Consider the following 18,703-nt stretch of genomic DNA (forward strand, 5'->3'; position numbering starts at 1 on the left):
GTAACCCAGCACTGTTTCGGTTCGTGATCCTCGCGACCCACCTGTTACCTCTCCGCGACACGCCGCACCCGTCACGCCCGTCCCACGGACGGCGCGCCGTCGTGATCACACCGGTCGCCGGGTGCAGGCTCTGGCCACCGTCCAGGGAGGCCCCCGTGTCAGTTCCCGGTTCCCGGTCCCGCGTCACGACGCGCGCCGCGCGTCCCGCCGACCTGCCCGCCGTCCTCACCCTGGTGCGCCAGCACCGCGCCGAGGCCCACGCCGAGGGGGTGCTGACCGGTCAGACCCCCGGGGCCGCGGCCGCCGCCGGGTTCCGCCGGCTGCTCGCCGACCCGGCGCACCGGGTCGTGCTGGCCGTGCTGCCCGGTCCGAACGCGCCCGACGGCGGCGGGGACGGCGGCGAGCTCGTCGTCGGCCTGGCCGTCCTCGGCGTCGACCCGCTGTCGGTGGTGCTCGGCGTCCCGCAGGTCACCGTCGACAACCTCGTCGTCCACCGCGACCGCCGCCGCTGCGGCGCCGGCGCCGCGCTGCTCGGGGCCGCCGTGGCGTACGCCTCGGAGGTCGGGGCCGCGCACGTCGTCGGTGCGGTCGGTGGGCACGAGGCCGAGCGGCAGCGCTTCTTCGCGCGGATGGGGTTCGCGCCGCTGACCACCCGGCGGATCGTGCCGAGGGAGACCCTCGCGCGGACGCTGGCGGCCTGGCAGCGCGGCGGGGGCACCGTCGCGGTCCCGCGCCGTCCCCCGGTGCGCCGTCGTCCGCCGGCCCGGCTGGTGCCGCTGCACGACACCGCGGACGGCTGACGAAGGACCCCCTGCCCCCCGCCACTCGCAGGCTCGCGGCGGGACCCTGCAGGAGGCCCGCTTCAGGCGGCCAGCAACATGCAGGTGAGCCGGGCGGTGGCGGTCACGCGGTCCTGCTCGTCGGTGACCTCGATGGTGAAGGTGGCCAGCGTCCGGCCGCGGCGGACCGGCGTGGCGACGGCGGTGACCACCCCCGCGGTGGCCGCCCGCAGGTAGCTCACGTTGAGCTCCACCCCGACCGCCTGACGGCCCGGGCCCGCGCCCAGCGCCGCGGCCCAGGAGCCGACCGTCTCGACCAGCGAGCAGGTGGCACCGCCGTGCAGCAGACCGAACGGCTGCTGGTTGCCCTCGACCGGCATGGCCGCGACCACGTGGTCGGGGTCGAAGTCGGTGATCCGGATGCCGAGCTTGTCGTCCAGCGGGCTCATCTGGCCGGCGTCGAGCCAGGCGGGGCGGTCCACGGTCACCCCGGCACCGTAGCCAGCGCCGCGCGGCCGGGCGGCGGGGGCTCGGCTGCCCGGGCGGTGTCGGCGGACGCACCTAAGATCTGCGGCGATGTCCGCTCCGGTCTCCGCCCCCGCGTCCAGCCCCGCCGTCCCCGCTGCCGACGGGACACGCCCGCGGCTGCTGCTGCTGGACGGGCACTCGCTGGCCTACCGCGCCTTCTTCGCCCTGCCGGTCGAGAACTTCTCGACGACGACCGGGCAGCCGACCAACGCGGTGTACGGCTTCACCTCGATGCTGATCAACGTGCTGCGCGACGAGCAGCCGACGCACGTGGCGGTCGCCTTCGACGTGGGCCGCAAGACGTTCCGCAGCGAGATCTACGCGGAGTACAAGGCCAACCGCAGCGAGAGCCCCACCGACTTCCGCGGCCAGGTCAGCCTGATCCAGGAGGTACTGGCCGCCCTGCACATCCCGGTCATCACCGCCGAGGGCTACGAGGCCGACGACGTCATCGCCACCCTCACCGTGCAGGCCGTCGAGCAGGGCATGGACGTGCTCATCTGCACCGGCGACCGCGACGCCCTGCAGCTGGTCAACGAGCACGTCACGGTGCTCTACCCGCGCAAGGGCGTCTCCGACCTCACCCGGTTCACCCCCGAGGAGGTCGAGGCCAGGTACGGCCTGTCGCCCACGCAGTATCCCGACTTCGCGGCGCTGCGGGGCGACCCCAGCGACAACCTGCCGAGCATCCCGAGCGTGGGGGAGAAGACCGCGGCCAAGTGGGTCCGCGAGTACGGCTCGCTCGACGCGCTGGTCGACCAGGTCGACACGGTGAAGGGCAAGGTCGGCGACAAGCTGCGCGAGCACCTGTCCTCGGTGCTGCAGAACCGGCGGCTGACCGAGCTCGACCGCGGCGTCCCGCTGGAGGTGGGCCCGGTGGACCTCGCCGTCCGCCCGTGGGACCGCAACGAGGTGCACACCCTCTTCGACAACCTGCAGTTCCGGGTGCTGCGCGACCGGCTGTTCGCCACGCTCACCAGTGCCGAGCCGGAGGCCGAGGGCGGCTTCGACGTCACCGAGGACGAGGTGCCCGCCGGCGGGCTGGGCGCCTGGCTGGACCAGCACGCGCGCACGAGCCGCACCGGCATCGTCTTCCGGGGTACCTGGGCCAGGGGCACCGGTGAGCTGACCGGCATCGCGCTCGCCGGCGGCGACGACCACGCCACCTTCGTCGACCTGGGCCCCCGCCTCGACGCCGCCGACGAGCAGGCGCTGGCCGACTGGCTGGCCGACCCCGACGCGCAGAAGGTCGTGCACGAGGTCAAGGGCCCGCTGCTGGCGATCTGGGCCCGCGGCTGGGACCTCGCCGGCGTGGTCAGTGACACCGCGCTGGCCGCCTACCTGGCGCTGCCCGGGCAGCGCTCGTTCGACCTGAGCGACCTCGCCGTCCGGTACCTGCGCCGCGAGCTGAAGGACTCCGCCGACGAGGAGGCCCAGCTGACCCTCGACGGGATGGGGCCGTCGGAGGAGGACCTCGCCCGCGAGGCCGCGCACGCCGACGTCCTCAAGGCCGTCGCGGTCAACGACCTCTCAGACGCCTTCGAGTCCCTGCTCGGCCAGCGCGGCGGCGACTCCCTGCTCGGCGAGCTCGAGCTCCCGCTCACCTTCGTGCTGGGCCGCATGGAGCAGCGCGGCATCGCCGCCGACCTCGACTTCCTCCACGAGCTGCAGCGGGAGTTCGCCGACGGCGTGGGCGCCGCGGCCGCCGAGGCCTACGCGGTGATCGGCCGCGAGGTGAACCTCGGCTCGCCCAAGCAGCTGCAGGCGGTGCTCTTCGACGAGCTGGGCCTGCCCAAGACCAAGAAGATCAAGTCGGGCTACACGACCGACGCCGAGGCGCTGACCACCCTGCTGGCGCAGACCGGTCACCCGTTCCTCGAGCACCTGCTGCGGCACCGCGACGTCACCCGCCTGCGCACCGTCATCGACGGCCTCATCCCGATGGTCGACGAGGTCGGGCGCATCCACACGACCTTCCAGCAGACGATCGCCGCCACCGGGCGGCTGTCCTCGACCGACCCCAACCTGCAGAACATCCCGATCCGGACGGCGGAGGGCCGCCGGATCCGGCAGGCGTTCATCGTCGGGTCCGGCTACGAGTCGCTGATGACGGCGGACTACAGCCAGATCGAGATGCGCATCATGGCGCACCTGTCCGGCGACGAGGGGCTCATCGAGGCCTTCACGTCGGGCGAGGACCTGCACTCCTTCGTCGCCTCGCGGGCCTTCAACATCCCGATCGAGGACGTCGACCCGGAGATGCGCCGCCGGATCAAGGCCATGAGCTACGGCCTGGCCTACGGGCTGTCGGCGTACGGGCTGGCCTCCCAGCTGCGCATCTCCACCGAGGAGGCGCGCGAGCAGATGCACGCCTACTTCGAGCGCTTCGGCGGCATCCGCGAGTACCTGGACGGCGTCGTGGAGGACGCCCGCCAGACCGGTTACACCGAGACGACGCTGGGTCGCCGGCGCTACCTGCCCGACCTGACCAGCGACAACGGGCAGCGCCGGCAGATGGCCGAGCGGATGGCGCTCAACGCCCCCATCCAGGGCTCGGCGGCCGACGTGATCAAGGTGGCCATGCTGCGCGTGGAGGAGGCGATCGCCGACGAGGGGCTGCGTTCGCGGATGCTGCTGCAGGTGCACGACGAGCTCGTGCTCGAGGTCGCGCCGGGGGAGCGGGAGGCGCTGGAGACCCTGGTGCGCCGCGAGATGGCGGGCGCTGCGCAGCTCTCGGTCCCGCTGGAGGTCTCCGTCGGGTTCGGCCGGACCTGGGACGAGGCTGCCCACTGACGAGGGCCCTCACGGCGGCCACACCGTCGGACCGGCCGGTCGGTGTGGGCGTCTTACCAGAGCGGTCCGGGACCGGGCTCGTTCCGGGCTGTCTGGGTAGAGCGCCGCGGCGGAGGGCGCGCCGCTCGGTCGGGCCGGTGACGGACCGCGTTCCGGCGGCACCTGACCCTCAGGTCGAGGTCCAGGGTTGGGCCTCAGGTGGGCTTCGTGCAGACCAGCACGAGGGTGCCGGGGACCAGCGCACCGCGGGCCGGGGACCACTGGCCCCACTCCTGCGTGCGGCCCGGCGTCCACTCGGGCTCGACCAGGTCCTCGAGGACGAGTCCCGCGCCCACGATGGCGCGCACCCAGTCGCCGACCGTGCGGTGGTGCTCCACGTACACGGCGCGGCCGTCCTCGTCGGTCTCCACGTACGGCGTCCGGTCGAAGTAGGAGGAGACGACCCGCAGGTCGTCGGGGTCGGGGGAGTCCGGCAGCGGCCAGCGGAACGGGTGGTTCACCGACGCGACGAACCGCCCGCCGGGACGCAGCACCCGGGCCACCTCGGCCAGCGCACCCTCGACGTCGGCGACGAACGGCAGTCCGCCGAACGCCGAGCAGGCCAGGTCCACGCTCCCCGTCCCCAGCGGCAGCGCCCCGACGTCGGCCTGGAGCAACGGGACGGCGATGCCGGTGGCCCGGTTCAGCTCGGCGGCCCGGGCCAGCATCCCGCCGGAGAGGTCGAGCGCGACGACGTCGGCCCCCTCGCGGCGCAGCCAGCGAGCGCACGGCGCGGACCCGCAGCCCACCTCGACCACACGGCGGCCGGCGACGTCCCCCAGCAGGTGCACGTCGGACTCGCGCAGCCCCTCGGGGCACCAGAGGAAGTCGACGTCGCCGAGGTCGCCACCGTGCTCGGCGAGGTAGGCCGGCGCCGCGGCGTCCCACCAGCGCCGGTTGGCCCGGACCGACTCCGCCGTCCCCGCCGGGCGCCGGGCGACGCCGCTCGGTGCGGGGTAGCCGTCGTCGGCGAGGGGCAGGTCGGGCGGGGGAGCGGCCTGGCTGTCCATGACACGCCGATCGTGACACGCCGGAGGCCCCGGGGAGGCGTCGTACCCAGGTGGACCGGGTGCTCCCCGGCTCCGTACCATGGGAATGCGCCAGAGGTCTGTCAGTGCTGAACCCACCAGGGGATCGGCGCGCGCCGGCTCTCCCCGCTCCCCGCGGTCACCCGGCCGCGGGTCGTCCTGTCCCCACGCATCCCCCGTCCGGAGCACTCGACCACATGACCTCCACCCAGGTCCGTCCTAACAGCACCCCCCAGGTCGCCGTCAACGACATCGGCACCGCCGAGGACTTCCTCGCAGCGATCGACCAGACGATCAAGTACTTCAACGACGGCGACATCGTCGAAGGCGTCATCGTCAAGGTCGACCGGGACGAGGTGCTGCTGGACATCGGCTACAAGACCGAGGGCGTCATCCCCTCGCGCGAGCTGTCCATCAAGCACGACGTCGACCCCAACGAGGTCGTCAGCGTCGGCGACCAGGTGGAAGCCCTCGTCCTCCAGAAGGAGGACAAGGAAGGCCGCCTGATCCTGTCCAAGAAGCGCGCCCAGTACGAGCGCGCCTGGGGCACGATCGAGGCGAAGAAGGAAGCCGACGAGGTCGTCACCGGCACCGTCATCGAGGTCGTCAAGGGTGGCCTCATCCTCGACATCGGCCTGCGTGGGTTCCTCCCCGCCTCGCTGGTCGAGATGCGCCGCGTCCGCGACCTGCAGCCCTACGTGGGCCGCGAGCTCGAGGCCAAGATCATCGAGCTCGACAAGAACCGCAACAACGTCGTCCTCTCCCGCCGGCAGTGGCTGGAGCAGACCCAGTCCGAGGTCCGCAGCGAGTTCCTCAACAAGCTCGCCAAGGGCCAGGTCCGCACCGGCGTCGTGTCCTCGATCGTCAACTTCGGTGCGTTCGTGGACCTGGGTGGCGTCGACGGTCTGGTGCACGTCTCCGAGCTGTCCTGGAAGCACATCGACCACCCGTCCGAGGTCGTCGAGGTCGGCCAGGAGGTCACCGTCGAGGTCCTCGACGTCGACCTGGACCGTGAGCGGGTCTCGCTGTCGCTGAAGGCGACGCAGGAGGACCCGTGGCGTCAGTTCGCCCGGACCCACCAGATCGGGCAGGTCGTGCCCGGCAAGGTCACCAAGCTGGTGCCGTTCGGTGCGTTCGTCCGCGTCGACGAGGGCATCGAGGGTCTGGTGCACATCTCCGAGCTGGCCGAGCGCCACGTGGAGATCCCGGAGCAGGTCGTGCAGGTCGGCGACGAGATCCTGGTCAAGGTCATCGACATCGACCTCGACCGGCGCCGAATCTCGCTGTCGCTGAAGCAGGCCAACGAGGGCGTCATCGGCGACGAGGACGTGTTCGACCCGGCCGCCTACGGCATGGCCGCGTCCTACGACGAGCAGGGCAACTACATCTACCCCGAGGGCTTCGACCCGGAGAGCGGCGAGTGGCGCGAGGGGTACGAGGCGCAGCGCGAGGAGTGGGAGCGGCAGTACGCCGAGGCCCAGGCCCGCTACGAGGCGCACCGCAAGCAGATCGCCGCGGCCCGCGAGGCCGACGCCGAGGCTGCGGCCGGTGGCAACTACTCGAGCGGCGAGGCCGAGGGTGGCGACACCTCCGGCGGGACCCTCGCCAGCGACGAGGCGCTCGCGGCGCTGCGGGCCAAGCTCGCCGGCGGCGAGTGATCCCCGCTCAGCGAGGCTGAGCGACAGCACCTGAGGCCGAGGCCCGGGACCCCGCGGGGTCCCGGGCCTCGGTCGTCCCTCCCATCCCCGTGGAGGGACGACGGGAGGCCCCGTGGACGCGTCCGCGGAGCCCCCGGCCTTGCACGGCCCCGTCCCGAGTCCCACCCTGGGCTTGCGAAGGGTGGGGAGGACGGGGTTCTCCTTCAGAGGCTGAGGATGATCGCGAATGCGGTGCGCGGGCGGCCGCCGGAGTTCGCGAGGAACTGCCACGTGTGCCGGCCCGCCGGTGCGGTCGCCGACAGCCAGCGCAGGAAGGCGTTGCGCGGGCGGACGCCGCCGTTGCGCTCGAGCTGCTCGCGGACCATCGGCAGGTCCGTGCACCGCACGCCCGTGGGGCGGTCGAGCCGGTGCCGACCGGGGCCGCGCCGGACGGCGGCGGGGGTCGACGGGGGGGCGGCGTGCGCGGAACGGGACATGGTCGGTTCTGCCTCTCTGGGCGTGGGGAGATCGCCGAGGAGAGAGTTGCCGATGGGACGTGTGTGACTGGAGCGACGCGCCGGGCAGGACGGACGGGTGTTACCCGTCCGTGACCGTCTCCCGGCAGCTGGCTACTGTCCGTGCGTGCTGCGGATCGGGCTGACCGGCGGGATCGGATCGGGCAAGAGCACGGTGGCGGGCCTGCTCGCCGTGCGGGGCGCGCACATCATCGACGCCGACCGCATCGCCCGCGAGGTCGTCGAGCCGGGGACGCCGGGGCTGGAGGCCGTCGCCGCGGCGTTCGGGCGCGGCGTGCTGACCGCCGAAGGTGCCCTGGACCGCCCGGCCCTCGCCGCCGTCGTGTTCGCCGACCCCGACGCCCGCCGCCGGCTCGACGGCATCGTGCACCCGCTGGTGCGGGCTCGCGCCGCCGAGCTGGTCGCCGGGGCGCCCCCGGACTCCGTGGTGGTGCAGGACGTGCCGCTGCTCGTGGAGACCGGCCAGGCCGGCTCGTACGACCTGGTGCTCGTCGTTGAGGCCGACCTGGACACCCGGGTGCGGCGGCTCGTCGGCCGGGGGGTGTCCGAGGAGGACGCCCGCGCCCGGATCGCGGCCCAGGCCACCGACAAGCAGCGGCGCGCGGTGGCCGACGTCGTGCTGGACAACAGCGGCACCGTCGAGGAGCTGGAGGCGCAGGTCGAGCGCTTCTGGACCGAGCGGGTGACGCCCGCCCTCGGCTGAGGTCGCGCTGGGCCTCGTGGGAGCGGTCGAGGACCGACGCAGGGTGCGGCAGGCATCCGTGCGGCTGCAGGCGCTTCGTGCCGAGAGCCGGCGTGAGGTCCGCGCCGCCGTGGGCGGGGGACCGCGGTGGAGGTCCCGGCCGGGCGCCGCCCTCCGGGAACGGCGAGAGGCCCGGGTCCGACGGACCCGGGCCTCTCGTGCTGTGGGCGATACTGGGTTCGAACCAGTGACCTCTACCGTGTCAAGGTAGCGCTCTACCACTGAGCCAATCGCCCGATCCGGCCTGCGGCCGGTCCGCTCCACCGGTCTCGGCGGGGCCGAGGTGGAGACGGGATTTGAACCCGTGTAGACGGCTTTGCAGGCCGTTGCCTCGCCTCTCGGCCACTCCACCGCACGCGGGCGCCGATCTGACGACCAGCGCCCGAGGTTCCGAGCGGACGACGGGATTCGAACCCGCGACCCTCACCTTGGCAAGGTGATGCTCTACCAACTGAGCCACGTCCGCGTTGCTGTGTTGCTGTCTTGCAGGGAGAACCATACCCGACCCGCGGACGGGGGTTCACGGGGGGTCCCCCTCGGGTCACCGACCCGTCGGGTCGGCTCCGCCGTTGGACAGCAGCGCGGCCAGCTCGCCGTCCACCTCGAGCACCGAGGACTCCTCGCCGAACGGGACGACGCTCGCGGTCAGCTGGAGGAAGCCGGCGACCGTGCCGCGGGACACCTCGAACAGCGCCTCGCCCGAGGGGGCGCGCAGGTGGAGGAAGAGGACGTCGCCCGACGTCCGGGACGGCCACAGCCGCACGTCGCCCTCGCCCGCCGGCACGTCGAGGCCGGCCTGCAGCAGGTCGCGGCCCACGAGCCAGGAGATGCCGTCCTCCTCGGCGCCGTCACCGAAGGTGATCCGGACGGCGAACGGGTCGCTCACCTGGTAGCTGAACAGCGCGGGGACCTCGGTCCAGGACTGCGGACCCACAAGGTGCAGCGTCGTCGGGCACGTATACCCAGGCGTGGCGCGGTTGATCATGTCTCGAACAACGACCTTCCCTGACCGAGCGGAAGCGCGGATGATCACCGCGCGTGTCGTTCCTCTGAGTGCCCGTTCCGGGCCTGGCTGAACCTCGTCGCGCGCCTGTTGCACAGGCCGCGTGTGACGATGGGGCTCGTGAGCAGTTCAGGACGGCGTGTCGGGGACGGCCCCGCGGGCGCCGACCTGCTCCTGCGCCTGCGCGCGGGTGACCGGAGCGCCGTGGACGAGCTCTACGACCGGTACAGCCGCTCGGCCTTCGCGCTCGCGCGGCGCGTCCTCGCCGACGACGTCCTCGCCGAGGACGTGGTGCAGGACGTGTTCCTCGGCGTCTGGCGCGACCCCGGGGCCTTCGACGCCGTGCGGGGCTCCTTCACCTCCTGGCTGCTCGCGCTGGTGCACCACAGGGCCGTCGACGCCGTCCGCCGCGGGGAGTCGCCCCGCCGCCGGCGGCGCCGGGCCGAGGACGACCGGGCGCCGTGGCCCCCCACGTCGTCGCGCGACGTCGGGGAGGCGTGGAGTCCGGTGGTGTCCGAGCAGGTGCGCGGCGCGCTGAGCGCCCTGCCCCCTCCGCAGCAGGAGGCGCTCACCCTGGCCTACCACGGCGGCTACACGCAGCGGGAGGTCGCGGCGTTGACCGGCACGCCGCTGGGCACGGTCAGGACCCGCATGCTGGCGGGGGTGCGCCGGCTCCGCGAGGAGATCGGCGGCGGAGGCGCCGTCCCGGGCGGCGCCCTCAGCCGGTCCGCGCCGGCCGACGGGACGAGCCGGTGACCGTCCCCCGGGACCCCGGCCGCGGGGAGCACGAGACCCTCGACGAGCTCGCCGTCGGCTGGGCGCTGAACGCCCTCGAACCGGATGACGAGCAGCTCCTCGCCGCCCACCTGCCGACCTGCCCGCGCTGCCGGCAGACGGTGCGCGAGACCACCGACGTCATGGGCGCACTGGCCGGTGACCTGCCCCCGGTCGACCCGCCGGAACGGCTGCGCCAGCGGCTGCGCGCCGCGGTGGAGGAGACCGAGCAGGTGCCGCGTCCGGCGCGGGAGGGCGAGCGGACGCCGCTGGTCCCGCCCGCGCCACCCGAGCGTCCGGCCCCCGTGCACCGGCTCGAGCCGCCGGCGGCGGCCGCGACCCGACCGCCGATCCCGGTCGACGCGGTGGACCCGCGGTCCAGCCGGCGCCGGGTGCCGTCGAACGCCCTCGCGGCGGCCGCGGTCGCGGCGATCCTCGCGCTGGCGACCTGGAACCTGGTGCTCAGCTCGGCCCACGAGCAGGCCCAGGCGACCGCCGCCGAGCAGGCCGAGGTGGTCGACGCGCTGCTGACCCCCGGCCGGGCCACGGTGGCGCCGCTGATGGCCGACGGCGCGACCGTCGCCACCGTCGTCGCCCGCGAGGGAGAGGTGCAGGTGGTCGCCCAGGGACCGGCGCCCAACGACGTCCAGGACCAGACCTACGTGGTGTGGGGGACCGGTGCCGGCGCGCCGGCACCACTGGGTACCTTCGACGTCACGTCCCCGCACCCGGCTCTCCGGACCCTAGGCTCAGGGACGTCCGGGCTGGACGCGTACACCGGCTACGCGGTGACCCTCGAGCCCGGCCGCTCGGCTCCGCCGGAGCCCGGCGACATCGTGGCGTCAGGGGAGGTGTCGAGCTGAGCGGTCCGGAGACGGTGACCCCCTCCGGCGCTGGGCAGCCGGTGGCCCCGGCGTCCGGTGCGCGGCGTGCCCACGCGGCCGAGGACGGCCACCACCGCAGCCTGCGGGAGCGCGTCGCGGCCACGCACTGGCGGCGGCGACTGGCCGCCCGCCGCCCCGTCGACCACGGCTACCGCCTGGTCGTGGGCGCGTGCGGCGGCCTCGTCGTGGCCTTCGGGCTGGTCACCATCCCGCTGCCCGGGCCGGGCTGGCTCACCGTCATCGCCGGGCTGTTCCTGCTCGCCACCGAGTTCACCTGGGCCGAGCGGCTGCTGGACTTCACCCGCCGGCACGTCCGGGCGTGGACCGAGTGGCTGGGGCGGCAGCGGGTGTGGGTGCGGGTCGCCGTCGCGCTGGCGACCGCGGCCTTCGTCTACGGCGTCCTGGTCGTCGTGCTGCACGTCATGGGCGTTCCGGACTGGGTGCCGGGGTGGGTGCCACTCTGGCGCTGAGGGTCTGGCACAATGACCGTCGCAGGGGCGATTGGCTCAGTGGTAGAGCGCTTCGTTCACACCGAAGAGGTCACTGGTTCGAACCCAGTATCGCCCACCGGCACGAGAGGCCCGGGTCCGTCGGACCCGGGCCTCTCGTCGTCCTGGCGTCAGGCGGCCGGGCCGTAGGTCAGGTGGGCCACCCCGTTGCTGAGGCGCTCCACGTCGAGCAGCGACAGCTTCTGCGGGCTGCCCTCGGGGAACAGCCGGGTGCCGGTGCCGACGGCGAGCGGGTAGACGTACAGGTGCAGCTCGTCGACGAGGCCGTCGGCCAGCAGGGCCCGCACGAGCGTGGCGCTGCCGCTGGCGTAGAGGTCGCCCTGGTCCTTGAGCTCGCGGATCCGGCCGGCGTCGTAGCCGCCGATCGCGGTGGAGTTGCGCCACACCGACTCGGCGTCGGTGAGGGTCGAGGAGACGACGTACTTGGGGGTGTCGTTGAAGAACGGCGCGCCGGGGTCGTCCTCGACGGTGCGGGTCGACCACGCCGGCGCGAACATCTCGAAGGTGGTGCGGCCCAGCAGGATGCCCTTCGCCGGGGCGGTGAGCGACCCGATCGAGTCAGCCAGGTCGTCGGGGAACCCGTAGTCCATCGTCCACATCGGTGCGTCGACGACCCCGTCGACGGTGGTGAACTCGTGCACCCTGATCACGCCCATGTCTGCATCCTCCGTGTGTGCTGCGGCCCGGCTGCGACGGTCGCCGCGGGGGCCGGTGGTCGGTGTCGTCGAGGGAGACCCTGGCCGATCCGCGTTCTCATCGGTGTGCAGCGCGCCGTCCCGGCACGATCCGGCGGGCGGGCGCACGGAGGAGGACCATCGGTGTGGTGTCCCGCCGACGGCCGCCCGCCCCGCCCGTGCCGGCCCGGCCGCGCCAGCCGGGGCGCGCCGAACGGCTGACCGAGGTCCTCGAGCGGGACGGCGACACCTGCATCTGGTGCGGCCGGGTCCTCGGCGGTCTGGTCCCGCCGACCACCGAGCACGTCGTCCCCCGGCTCAAGGGCGGCCCGTCGTGGCTGGCCAACGAGGTCGCCGCGTGCCGCCGCTGCAACGCCGAGCGCGGCCACCGGGCGCCGGTGGACTGGCTGGAGGAGTGCGAGCGGCGCGGCTGGCGGACCGACGCCGACCGGCTGGCCCGGGCGCTGGACGCGCTGCAGGCGGCCATCGACCGCGAGGGCGGCCAGCGCCGGGCACGGCCCTACCTCGACGCGCAGCGCCGCCGGCTGCGCCGACGGCTGCCGTCGTCGGGCGAGGGACGTACGGTCGCCTCGTGACCGGTGCCGGCAGCGTCGTGCAGGTGAGCGTCTACCCGGTGAAGAGCCTTGGCGGGCGGACCGTCCGGGAGGCCGAGCTGGGGCCGGCGGGCCTGGTCGGCGACCGCGCGTGGAGCGTCGTGGACGCCATGACCGGGGAGCGGGTCACGGTCAGGAGCACCCCGGCGATGGCCCAGGTCGTCGCCACCGGGGACGACGAGGCCGACACGATCACGCTGACCGAGGTGCTGGGGCGGCCGGTGCGCCTGCAGCGGTCCCGGCAGCCGCAGGTGGACGCCGCCGCGGTGCACCTGGTCAGCCGCGGGGCGATCGCGCGCGCCGACGCCGGCGACGTCCCCGAGGGGTGCTCGGCCGACGACCCCCGCGCCAACCTGCTGCTCGACCTGCCCGAGGGCGAGGACGAGCGGTCGTGGGTCGGGCGCGCCGTGCGCATCGGCGAGGTGGAGGTCGCCGTCACCCGCACCCCCAAGCACTGCCTGGGCGTGTACGCCGAGGTCCGGCGGCCGGGGACGGTGCGCGTCGGCGACCGCGTCGAGGTGCTGCCCGGCTGACCCGGCCGGGCCTCCGGGGGTGACGTGCGCCGCGCACTAGGCTCGGGAGTGCCCGTTCGTCGACCCGCAGGAGCTCCCGTGTCAGCCGCGCCCACCCTCGCCGCCACCGCCCCGATCCGGGTGTCGGCCGGGACGACGGCCCAGGACGCGCTCAAGGCGGCCGGGATCCCGCTCAAGGGCCCCGACGGCGCGGTCGTCGTCCGGGACCTGGCCACCGGTGACCTCAAGGACCTCGCGTGGGCCCCCGAGGCCGACGCCGAGGTCGAGCCGGTGCCCGCGGCCAGCCCCGAGGGTCGGGCGGTGATCCGCCACTCGACCGCGCACGTGCTGGCCCAGGCCGTGCAGGACCTCTTCCCGGGCACCCGGCTGGGCATCGGCCCTCCGGTGGAGAACGGCTTCTACTACGACTTCGCCCCCGAGCGGCCCTTCACGCCCGAGGACCTCAAGGCCCTCGAGAAGCGGATGCAGGAGATCGTCAAGGCCGGCCAGTACTTCTCCCGCCGCGAGATCAGCGACGCCGACGCGCAGGCCGAGCTCGCCTCCGAGCCCTTCAAGCTCGAGCTGATCGGCCTGAAGGGCGGCGAGGCTGCGTCCTCGGATGATGGCGCCTCCGTCGAGGTCGGCGGCGCGCAGCTGACCATGTACGACAACCGGGACGCCCGCACCGGCGACCTGGTGTGGACCGACCTGTGCCGCGGTCCGCACCTGCCGCGCACCTCGAACATCCCGGCCTTCTCCCTCACCCGGTCGGCGGCCGCCTACTGGCGGGGCAGCGAGAAGAACCCGCAGCTGCAGCGGATCTACGGCACCGCCTGGGAGAGCAAGGAGGCGCACAAGGCCTACCTGGAGCAGCTGGCCGAGGCCGAACGCCGCGACCACCGGCGCCTGGGCGCGGAGCTGGACCTGTTCAGCTTCCCCGACGAGATCGGCTCCGGCCTGGCCGTCTTCCACCCCAAGGGCGGCGTGGTCAAGCGGGAGATGGAGGACTACGTCCGCCGGCGGCACATCGAGGAGGGCTTCGACTACGTCGGGACGCCGCACATCAGCAAGCGCGGGCTGTTCGAGACCTCCGGGCACCTGCCGTACTACGCCGACACCATGTTCCCGCCGATGGAACTGGAGAACAGCGAGTACTACCTCAAGGCCATGAACTGCCCCATGCACAACCTGGTCTTCAGGTCGCGCGGGCGTTCCTACCGCGAGCTGCCGCTGCGCCTCTTCGAGTTCGGCTCGGTCTACCGCTACGAGAAGTCCGGCGTCGTGCACGGCCTGACCCGGGTGCGCGGCCTGACCCAGGACGACTCGCACAGCTACGTGACCCCGGAGCAGGCGCCCGGCGAGATCCGGCACCTGCTGGCCTTCGTGCTGGGCCTGCTGGACGACTTCGGGCTGACCGACTACTACCTGGAGCTGTCCACCCGCGGGGACTCCGAGAAGTTCATCGGCTCGGACGAGGAGTGGGCGGTGGCCACCGCGGTGCTCGAGGAGGCAGCGCGGGAGACCGGCCTGGAGCTGGTGCCCGACCCGGGCGGCGCGGCGTTCTACGGCCCGAAGATCTCCGTGCAGGCGCGGGACGCCATCGGCCGGACCTGGCAGATGTCGACCATCCAGTACGACTTCAACCAGCCGGCCCGCTTCGGCCTGGAGTACACGACCGCCGACGGCTCCCGGCAGCAGCCGGTGATGATCCACTCGGCGAAGTTCGGCTCGATCGAGCGGTTCTTCGGTGTCCTCACCGAGCACTACGCCGGTGCCTTCCCTGCGTGGCTCGCGCCGGTGCAGGTGACCGGTGTCCCGGTCACCGACGAGCAGGTGTCCTACCTGCGCGACGTCGCGCTGAAGCTGCGGGCCCGCGGCATCCGCGTGGAGATCGACGACTCCGACGACCGGATGCAGAAGAAGATCCGCACGGCCAGCAAGCAGAAGGTGCCCTTCGTGCTCATCGCCGGGGCCACCGACGCCGAGTCCGGCGCGGTCTCCTTCCGCTTCCGCGACGGCAGCCAGCACAACGGCGTCCCCGTCGAGAAGGCGGTCACCGCGATCGCCGAGTGGGTCGCCGGCCGGGCCAACACCGATCCCACTGCCGAGTCCGTGGTGGCCGGATGAGCACCGAGTCGGAGGAGGCCTTCCGGGTCGCCGTCTCCAGCGACGACGGCGGTCCGGCCACGGTCTTCGAACACCTGTGGACCCCGTACCGGATGGCCTACATCCGCGGGGAGGGCAAGCCCACGGGTGCCCACGACTGCCCGTTCTGCCTCATCCCGCAGATGGACGACGAGGAGGGGCTGGTCGTCGCGCGCGGCGAGACCGTCTACGCCGTCCTCAACCTGTACCCGTACAACGCCGGCCACCTGATGCTCGTGCCGTACCGGCACGTGCCCGACTACACCGACCTCACGTCCGCCGAGGTCGCCGAGCTGGGCGCGTTCACCCAGACGGCCATGCGGGTGGTGCGCGCGGTGTCCGGGGCGCACGGGTTCAACATCGGGATGAACCAGGGCTCGGTCGCCGGCGCCGGGATCGCCGACCACCTGCACCAGCACGCCGTGCCGCGCTGGGGCGGCGACACCAACTTCATGCCGGTCATCGGGCTGACCCGCGTGCTGCCGCAGGTGCTGCGCGAGACCCGGGCGCTGCTCGCGCAGCACTGGCCGGACGGCCGACCCACGCCGGGGGCCTGAGGTGCTCGGCATCAACGCCCGCGCGGCGGTGGGCCGATTCTGGGCACCGGTCGTGGCCCGGCTGGCCCGGGCCGGGGTCACCCCGGACGCGGTCACGCTGGTCGGCACCCTGGGGGCGATCGCGGGCGCGGTCGGGCTGATCGCGACCGGACACCTGTTCTGGGGCGCGTTCACCGTCACCGTCTTCGTGCTGCTCGACATGCTCGACGGCGCCCTCGCGCGAGCCCGTGGCGGCGGCTCGGTGTTCGGCGCGGTGCTGGACTCCACCGGCGACCGCGCGGCCGACGCCGCGATCTTCGGCGCGCTGGTGTGGTGGTTCTCCGGGGCCGGCGACGACCGGCTCATCGTGCTGCTGGCGCTGCTGTGCCTGGTGCTCGGCGTCCTCACCTCCTACGTCAAGGCCCGCGCCGAGGGCATGGGGCTGAGCTGCGACGTCGGCGTCGTGGAGCGCACCGAGCGACTGATCCTCGTGCTGGTCGGCACCGGCTTCCTCGGCCTGGGCATCCCGTACGCCCTGCACGTCGCGCTGTGGGTGCTCACCGTCGGCAGCGCGGTCACCGTGGGGCAGCGGTTCGTCGAGGTCCACCGGCAGGCCCGCGGCCGCGCGTTGCCGACCCCGCCGCCGTCCCCCTCGCCCCCGCCGTCCTCGGGCCTGGTGCCGTGACCGACGTGCCCGGTGCGGACGCTGCGACGGCGGGATCGACGGGGACGGGCTCGAGGGAGACGGCGGCCCGGCTGCGGCTGGTCCCGCGACGGCCGGGGCTGCGGGCCCGCGCCACGGCGCAGCTGACCGACCTCGGCTACGCCGCCGGCTGGAGCGCGGTCAAGGCGTTGCCCGAACCGCTGGCCCGTGGCGCCTTCGACGCCGCCGGCCGCTGGGCCGCCGTGCGGGAGGGCCGCGGGGTGCGGCAGCTGCGCGCCAACCTCCGCGTCGCGACCGGTGGCCGGCTCGACGAGGCCGCGCTCGACGAGCTCACCATGCGGGGGATGCGCTCCTACGCCCGCTACTGGCAGGAGGCCTTCCGGCTGCCGCGGCTGTCCCGGGAGCGGATCGTGGCCGAGACCGTGAGTTCCGGGGTCGAGCACATGGAGCGGGCCCGGACGGACGGCCGCGGCCTCGTCTTCGCCCTGCCGCACAGCGGCAACTGGGACGCCGCTGGCGTGTGGCTGGTCGACTTCCTGGGCGGACCCTTCATGACGGTGGCCGAGCGGCTGCGGCCGGAGTCGCTCTACCGGCGGTTCCTCGAGTTCCGCGAGACGTTGGGCATGCGGGTCGTCCCGCTCACCGGAGGTCCGCGGCCGAGCTCGGCGGTGCTCCGCGAGTGGCTGGAGGCCGGCGGCTGGGTCTGCCTGCTGGTCGACCGCGACCTGGGTGCCGGCGGGGTGCCGGTGGAGCTGTTCGGCCGCTCGGCGACCATGCCCGGTGGGCCCGCGCTGCTGGCGGCCCAGACCGGTGCCGTGCTGCACCCCGCGATCTGCCGGTTCACCGAGCGAGGCTGGGCCTTCGACGTCCGGCCCGAGGTGCCGGTCGACGGACCCGGCCGGCTCCGCGACCGGGTCGCCACCGCGATGCAGGGAGTGGCCGACGCGTTCACCGCCGGCATCGCCGAGCGCCCCGAGGACTGGCACGTGCTGGGCCGGATCTGGGACGACGTCCCGCCCGACCCGCCAGGGGACGGCGCTGCGGCGAGGTCGACGAGCCGGACCAGGGCGGAGAGCCCCTGATGCGCATCGGACTGGTCTGCCCCTACCAGTGGGACGTCCCCGGCGGGGTGCAGTACCACGTGCGCGACCTGGCCGAGACCCTCCGCGGGCTGGGCCACCACGTCGAGGTGCTCACCCCCGCCGAGCGCGAGGAGTCGCTGCCCGACGAGTACACGACCTGGGCCGGCCGCACCGTGCCGGTCCCGTACAACGGCTCGATGGCCAGCGTGCAGTTCGGGCCGGTCAGCGCCGCCCGGGTGCGCCGCTGGCTGCGCGAGGGGCACTTCGACGTCGTGCACGTGCACGACCCGGCGCCGCCGTCGGTGGGCCTGCTGGTGTGCATGATGGCCGAGGGCCCGATCGTGGCCACCTTCCACGCCGCCACCGTCCGGTCGAAGTTCCTCGCCGCCTGGGGGCCGGTCATCCGGCCGTGGCTGGAGAAGATCTCCGGGCGGATCGCGGTGTCGGACTTCGCCCGCCGGGTGCAGGTCGAGCACCTCGGCGGCGACGCGGTGATCATCCCCAACGGCGTGCACGTCCGCGCGTTCGCCGAGGGGCCGTCGCTGCCGGGCCGCACCCGCGGCGTCGACGGGCCGACCATCGGTTTCCTCGGCCGCTACGACGAGCCGCGCAAGGGCCTGCCGGTGCTGCTCGAGGCCTTGCGCAGCGTCGTCCGCCGGCACCCCGGCGCCCAGCTGCTCATCGCCGGCCGCGGCGACCCCGCCGCCGTCCGGGAGCTGCTCGGCGAGGACCTCGCCCCGCACGTCTCGCTGCTCGGCGAGCTCACCGAGGCCGAGAAGGCGGCGTTCCTGCGGTCGGTCGACGTCTACTGCGCGCCCAACCTGCTGGGGGAGTCCTTCGGCATCGTGCTGATCGAGGCGCTGGCGGCCGGAGCGCCGGTCGTGGCCAGCGACCTCGACGCCTTCGCCGCGGTGCTCGAGGACGGCGCCGCCGGTGTCCTGGTGCGCCGCGGGGACGCCCGGGACCTCGCCCGCGCCCTCTCCGACCTGCTGGCCGACCCCGGGCGCCGCGCGCGGCTGTCCGAGACCGGCCGCCGGGTGGCCGCGGAGTACGACTGGTCGGCGGTGGCCCGCCGGGTGCTCGCCGTCTACGAGACCGTCGTGCTGCCCGGCAGCGGCGAGGTCACCGCGTCGGACGACGACGACCGGCTGGCCGACCTCGCCTCCCTCCCGGGGAACGCACCGACTCGATCGGCCCCGCGTCGGTGGGTGCAGCGCTAGCCTG

General features: G+C 74.0%; 19 protein-coding genes and 4 tRNA genes. 15 read left to right on the forward strand and 8 right to left on the reverse strand.

What is annotated here, in order from left to right; all coding sequences use genetic code 11:
* The first annotated feature begins 155 nt into the window (after window positions 1-155).
* On the forward strand, window positions 156-800 hold the full coding sequence (locus ACU610_RS04510; protein WP_446766522.1) for a GNAT family N-acetyltransferase: 645 nt from the start codon (window positions 156-158) through the stop codon (window positions 798-800).
* A gap of 62 nt (window positions 801-862) precedes the next feature.
* On the opposite strand, the gene ACU610_RS04515 is transcribed toward ACU610_RS04510, so the two are convergent.
* Window positions 863-1,267, reverse strand: a complete 405-nt coding sequence (locus ACU610_RS04515) for a PaaI family thioesterase (protein ID WP_446766523.1) — start codon at window positions 1,265-1,267, stop codon at window positions 863-865.
* Between the two features lie 88 nt (window positions 1,268-1,355).
* On the opposite strand from ACU610_RS04515, the gene polA reads away from it, so the two are divergent.
* Window positions 1,356-4,100, forward strand: a complete 2,745-nt coding sequence (gene polA / locus ACU610_RS04520; RefSeq protein WP_446766524.1) for a DNA polymerase I — start codon at window positions 1,356-1,358, stop codon at window positions 4,098-4,100.
* Window positions 4,101-4,294: 194 nt separating this feature from the next.
* Here polA and ACU610_RS04525 read toward each other — a convergent pair whose 3' ends face one another.
* Window positions 4,295-5,149: a class I SAM-dependent methyltransferase gene (locus tag ACU610_RS04525; RefSeq protein WP_446766525.1), complete on the reverse strand. Its 855-nt coding sequence runs from the start codon at window positions 5,147-5,149 to the stop codon at window positions 4,295-4,297.
* Window positions 5,150-5,364: 215 nt separating this feature from the next.
* Between ACU610_RS04525 and rpsA the strand changes: the two genes are divergently transcribed.
* The gene (gene rpsA, locus ACU610_RS04530; protein ID WP_446766526.1) at window positions 5,365-6,825 is read left to right on the forward strand and encodes a 30S ribosomal protein S1; all 1,461 of its coding nucleotides are present in this window, start codon (window positions 5,365-5,367) and stop codon (window positions 6,823-6,825) included.
* Window positions 6,826-7,028: 203 nt separating this feature from the next.
* On the opposite strand, the gene ACU610_RS04535 is transcribed toward rpsA, so the two are convergent.
* Window positions 7,029-7,190 carry a hypothetical protein gene (locus ACU610_RS04535; RefSeq protein WP_446766527.1) on the reverse strand — a complete coding sequence of 54 codons (162 nt, stop codon included), beginning with the start codon at window positions 7,188-7,190 and terminating at the stop codon, window positions 7,029-7,031.
* 256 nt (window positions 7,191-7,446) lie between these two features.
* On the opposite strand from ACU610_RS04535, the gene coaE reads away from it, so the two are divergent.
* Complete coding sequence (coaE, locus tag ACU610_RS04540; RefSeq protein WP_446766528.1) at window positions 7,447-8,043, forward strand: dephospho-CoA kinase; 597 nt, start codon at window positions 7,447-7,449, stop codon at window positions 8,041-8,043.
* Between the two features lie 203 nt (window positions 8,044-8,246).
* Here coaE and ACU610_RS04545 read toward each other — a convergent pair.
* The 4 genes from ACU610_RS04545 to ACU610_RS04560 form a co-directional block, all read right to left on the reverse strand.
* Window positions 8,247-8,318, reverse strand: a tRNA-Val gene (locus tag ACU610_RS04545).
* Window positions 8,319-8,363: 45 nt separating this feature from the next.
* Window positions 8,364-8,434, reverse strand: a tRNA-Cys gene (locus ACU610_RS04550).
* A 41-nt stretch (window positions 8,435-8,475) separates the two neighbouring features.
* Window positions 8,476-8,548: transfer RNA gene (locus ACU610_RS04555), tRNA-Gly, on the reverse strand.
* A gap of 75 nt (window positions 8,549-8,623) precedes the next feature.
* A complete protein-coding gene (locus tag ACU610_RS04560) occupies window positions 8,624-9,016 on the reverse strand; it encodes an SsgA family sporulation/cell division regulator (RefSeq protein WP_446766529.1) in 393 nt (130 codons plus the stop codon).
* A gap of 180 nt (window positions 9,017-9,196) precedes the next feature.
* Here ACU610_RS04560 and ACU610_RS04565 point away from each other — a divergent pair, with 180 nt between their 5' ends.
* The 4 genes from ACU610_RS04565 to ACU610_RS04580 all read left to right on the forward strand — a co-directional run bounded on the left by ACU610_RS04565 (window position 9,197) and on the right by ACU610_RS04580 (window position 11,310).
* Window positions 9,197-9,841, forward strand: coding sequence for a sigma-70 family RNA polymerase sigma factor (locus ACU610_RS04565; RefSeq protein WP_446766530.1), 645 nt, complete (start codon window positions 9,197-9,199; stop codon window positions 9,839-9,841).
* The gene (locus ACU610_RS04570) at window positions 9,838-10,722 is read left to right on the forward strand and encodes an anti-sigma factor domain-containing protein (RefSeq protein WP_446766531.1); all 885 of its coding nucleotides are present in this window, start codon (window positions 9,838-9,840) and stop codon (window positions 10,720-10,722) included. The genes ACU610_RS04565 and ACU610_RS04570 overlap by 4 nt, the downstream gene beginning before the upstream one ends.
* A 14-nt stretch (window positions 10,723-10,736) precedes the next feature.
* Window positions 10,737-11,213: a PGPGW domain-containing protein gene (locus ACU610_RS04575; protein WP_446766532.1), complete on the forward strand. Its 477-nt coding sequence runs from the start codon at window positions 10,737-10,739 to the stop codon at window positions 11,211-11,213.
* Window positions 11,214-11,238: 25 nt separating this feature from the next.
* A tRNA-Val gene (locus ACU610_RS04580) sits at window positions 11,239-11,310 on the forward strand.
* A gap of 52 nt (window positions 11,311-11,362) precedes the next feature.
* Here ACU610_RS04580 and ACU610_RS04585 read toward each other — a convergent pair.
* The gene (locus tag ACU610_RS04585) at window positions 11,363-11,908 is read right to left on the reverse strand and encodes a dihydrofolate reductase family protein (protein WP_446766533.1); all 546 of its coding nucleotides are present in this window, start codon (window positions 11,906-11,908) and stop codon (window positions 11,363-11,365) included.
* A gap of 167 nt (window positions 11,909-12,075) precedes the next feature.
* On the opposite strand from ACU610_RS04585, the gene ACU610_RS04590 reads away from it, so the two are divergent.
* The 7 genes from ACU610_RS04590 to ACU610_RS04620 all read left to right on the forward strand — a co-directional run bounded on the left by ACU610_RS04590 (window position 12,076) and on the right by ACU610_RS04620 (window position 18,699).
* Window positions 12,076-12,522 carry an HNH endonuclease gene (locus ACU610_RS04590; protein WP_446766534.1) on the forward strand — a complete coding sequence of 149 codons (447 nt, stop codon included), beginning with the start codon at window positions 12,076-12,078 and terminating at the stop codon, window positions 12,520-12,522.
* Window positions 12,519-13,073, forward strand: coding sequence for an MOSC N-terminal beta barrel domain-containing protein (locus ACU610_RS04595; RefSeq protein WP_446766535.1), 555 nt, complete (start codon window positions 12,519-12,521; stop codon window positions 13,071-13,073). Before ACU610_RS04590 ends, ACU610_RS04595 begins: the two co-directional genes overlap by 4 nt.
* A 78-nt stretch (window positions 13,074-13,151) precedes the next feature.
* The gene (gene thrS / locus ACU610_RS04600; protein WP_446766536.1) at window positions 13,152-15,179 is read left to right on the forward strand and encodes a threonine--tRNA ligase; all 2,028 of its coding nucleotides are present in this window, start codon (window positions 13,152-13,154) and stop codon (window positions 15,177-15,179) included.
* Complete coding sequence (locus ACU610_RS04605) at window positions 15,176-15,754, forward strand: HIT family protein (protein WP_446766537.1); 579 nt, start codon at window positions 15,176-15,178, stop codon at window positions 15,752-15,754. Before thrS ends, ACU610_RS04605 begins: the two co-directional genes overlap by 4 nt.
* A gap of 1 nt (window position 15,755) precedes the next feature.
* On the forward strand, window positions 15,756-16,418 hold the full coding sequence (gene pgsA / locus ACU610_RS04610) for a phosphatidylinositol phosphate synthase (protein ID WP_446766538.1): 663 nt from the start codon (window positions 15,756-15,758) through the stop codon (window positions 16,416-16,418).
* Window positions 16,415-17,479, forward strand: a complete 1,065-nt coding sequence (locus ACU610_RS04615; protein WP_446766539.1) for a phosphatidylinositol mannoside acyltransferase — start codon at window positions 16,415-16,417, stop codon at window positions 17,477-17,479. The genes pgsA and ACU610_RS04615 overlap by 4 nt, the downstream gene beginning before the upstream one ends.
* Window positions 17,479-18,699 (forward strand): glycosyltransferase family 4 protein, encoded by a 1,221-nt coding sequence (locus tag ACU610_RS04620; protein WP_446766540.1) that lies wholly within the window; start codon window positions 17,479-17,481, stop codon window positions 18,697-18,699. Before ACU610_RS04615 ends, ACU610_RS04620 begins: the two co-directional genes overlap by 1 nt.
* Window positions 18,700-18,703 lie beyond the last annotated feature (4 nt).

It is taken from the genome of Geodermatophilus sp. URMC 61, assembly GCF_052931555.1.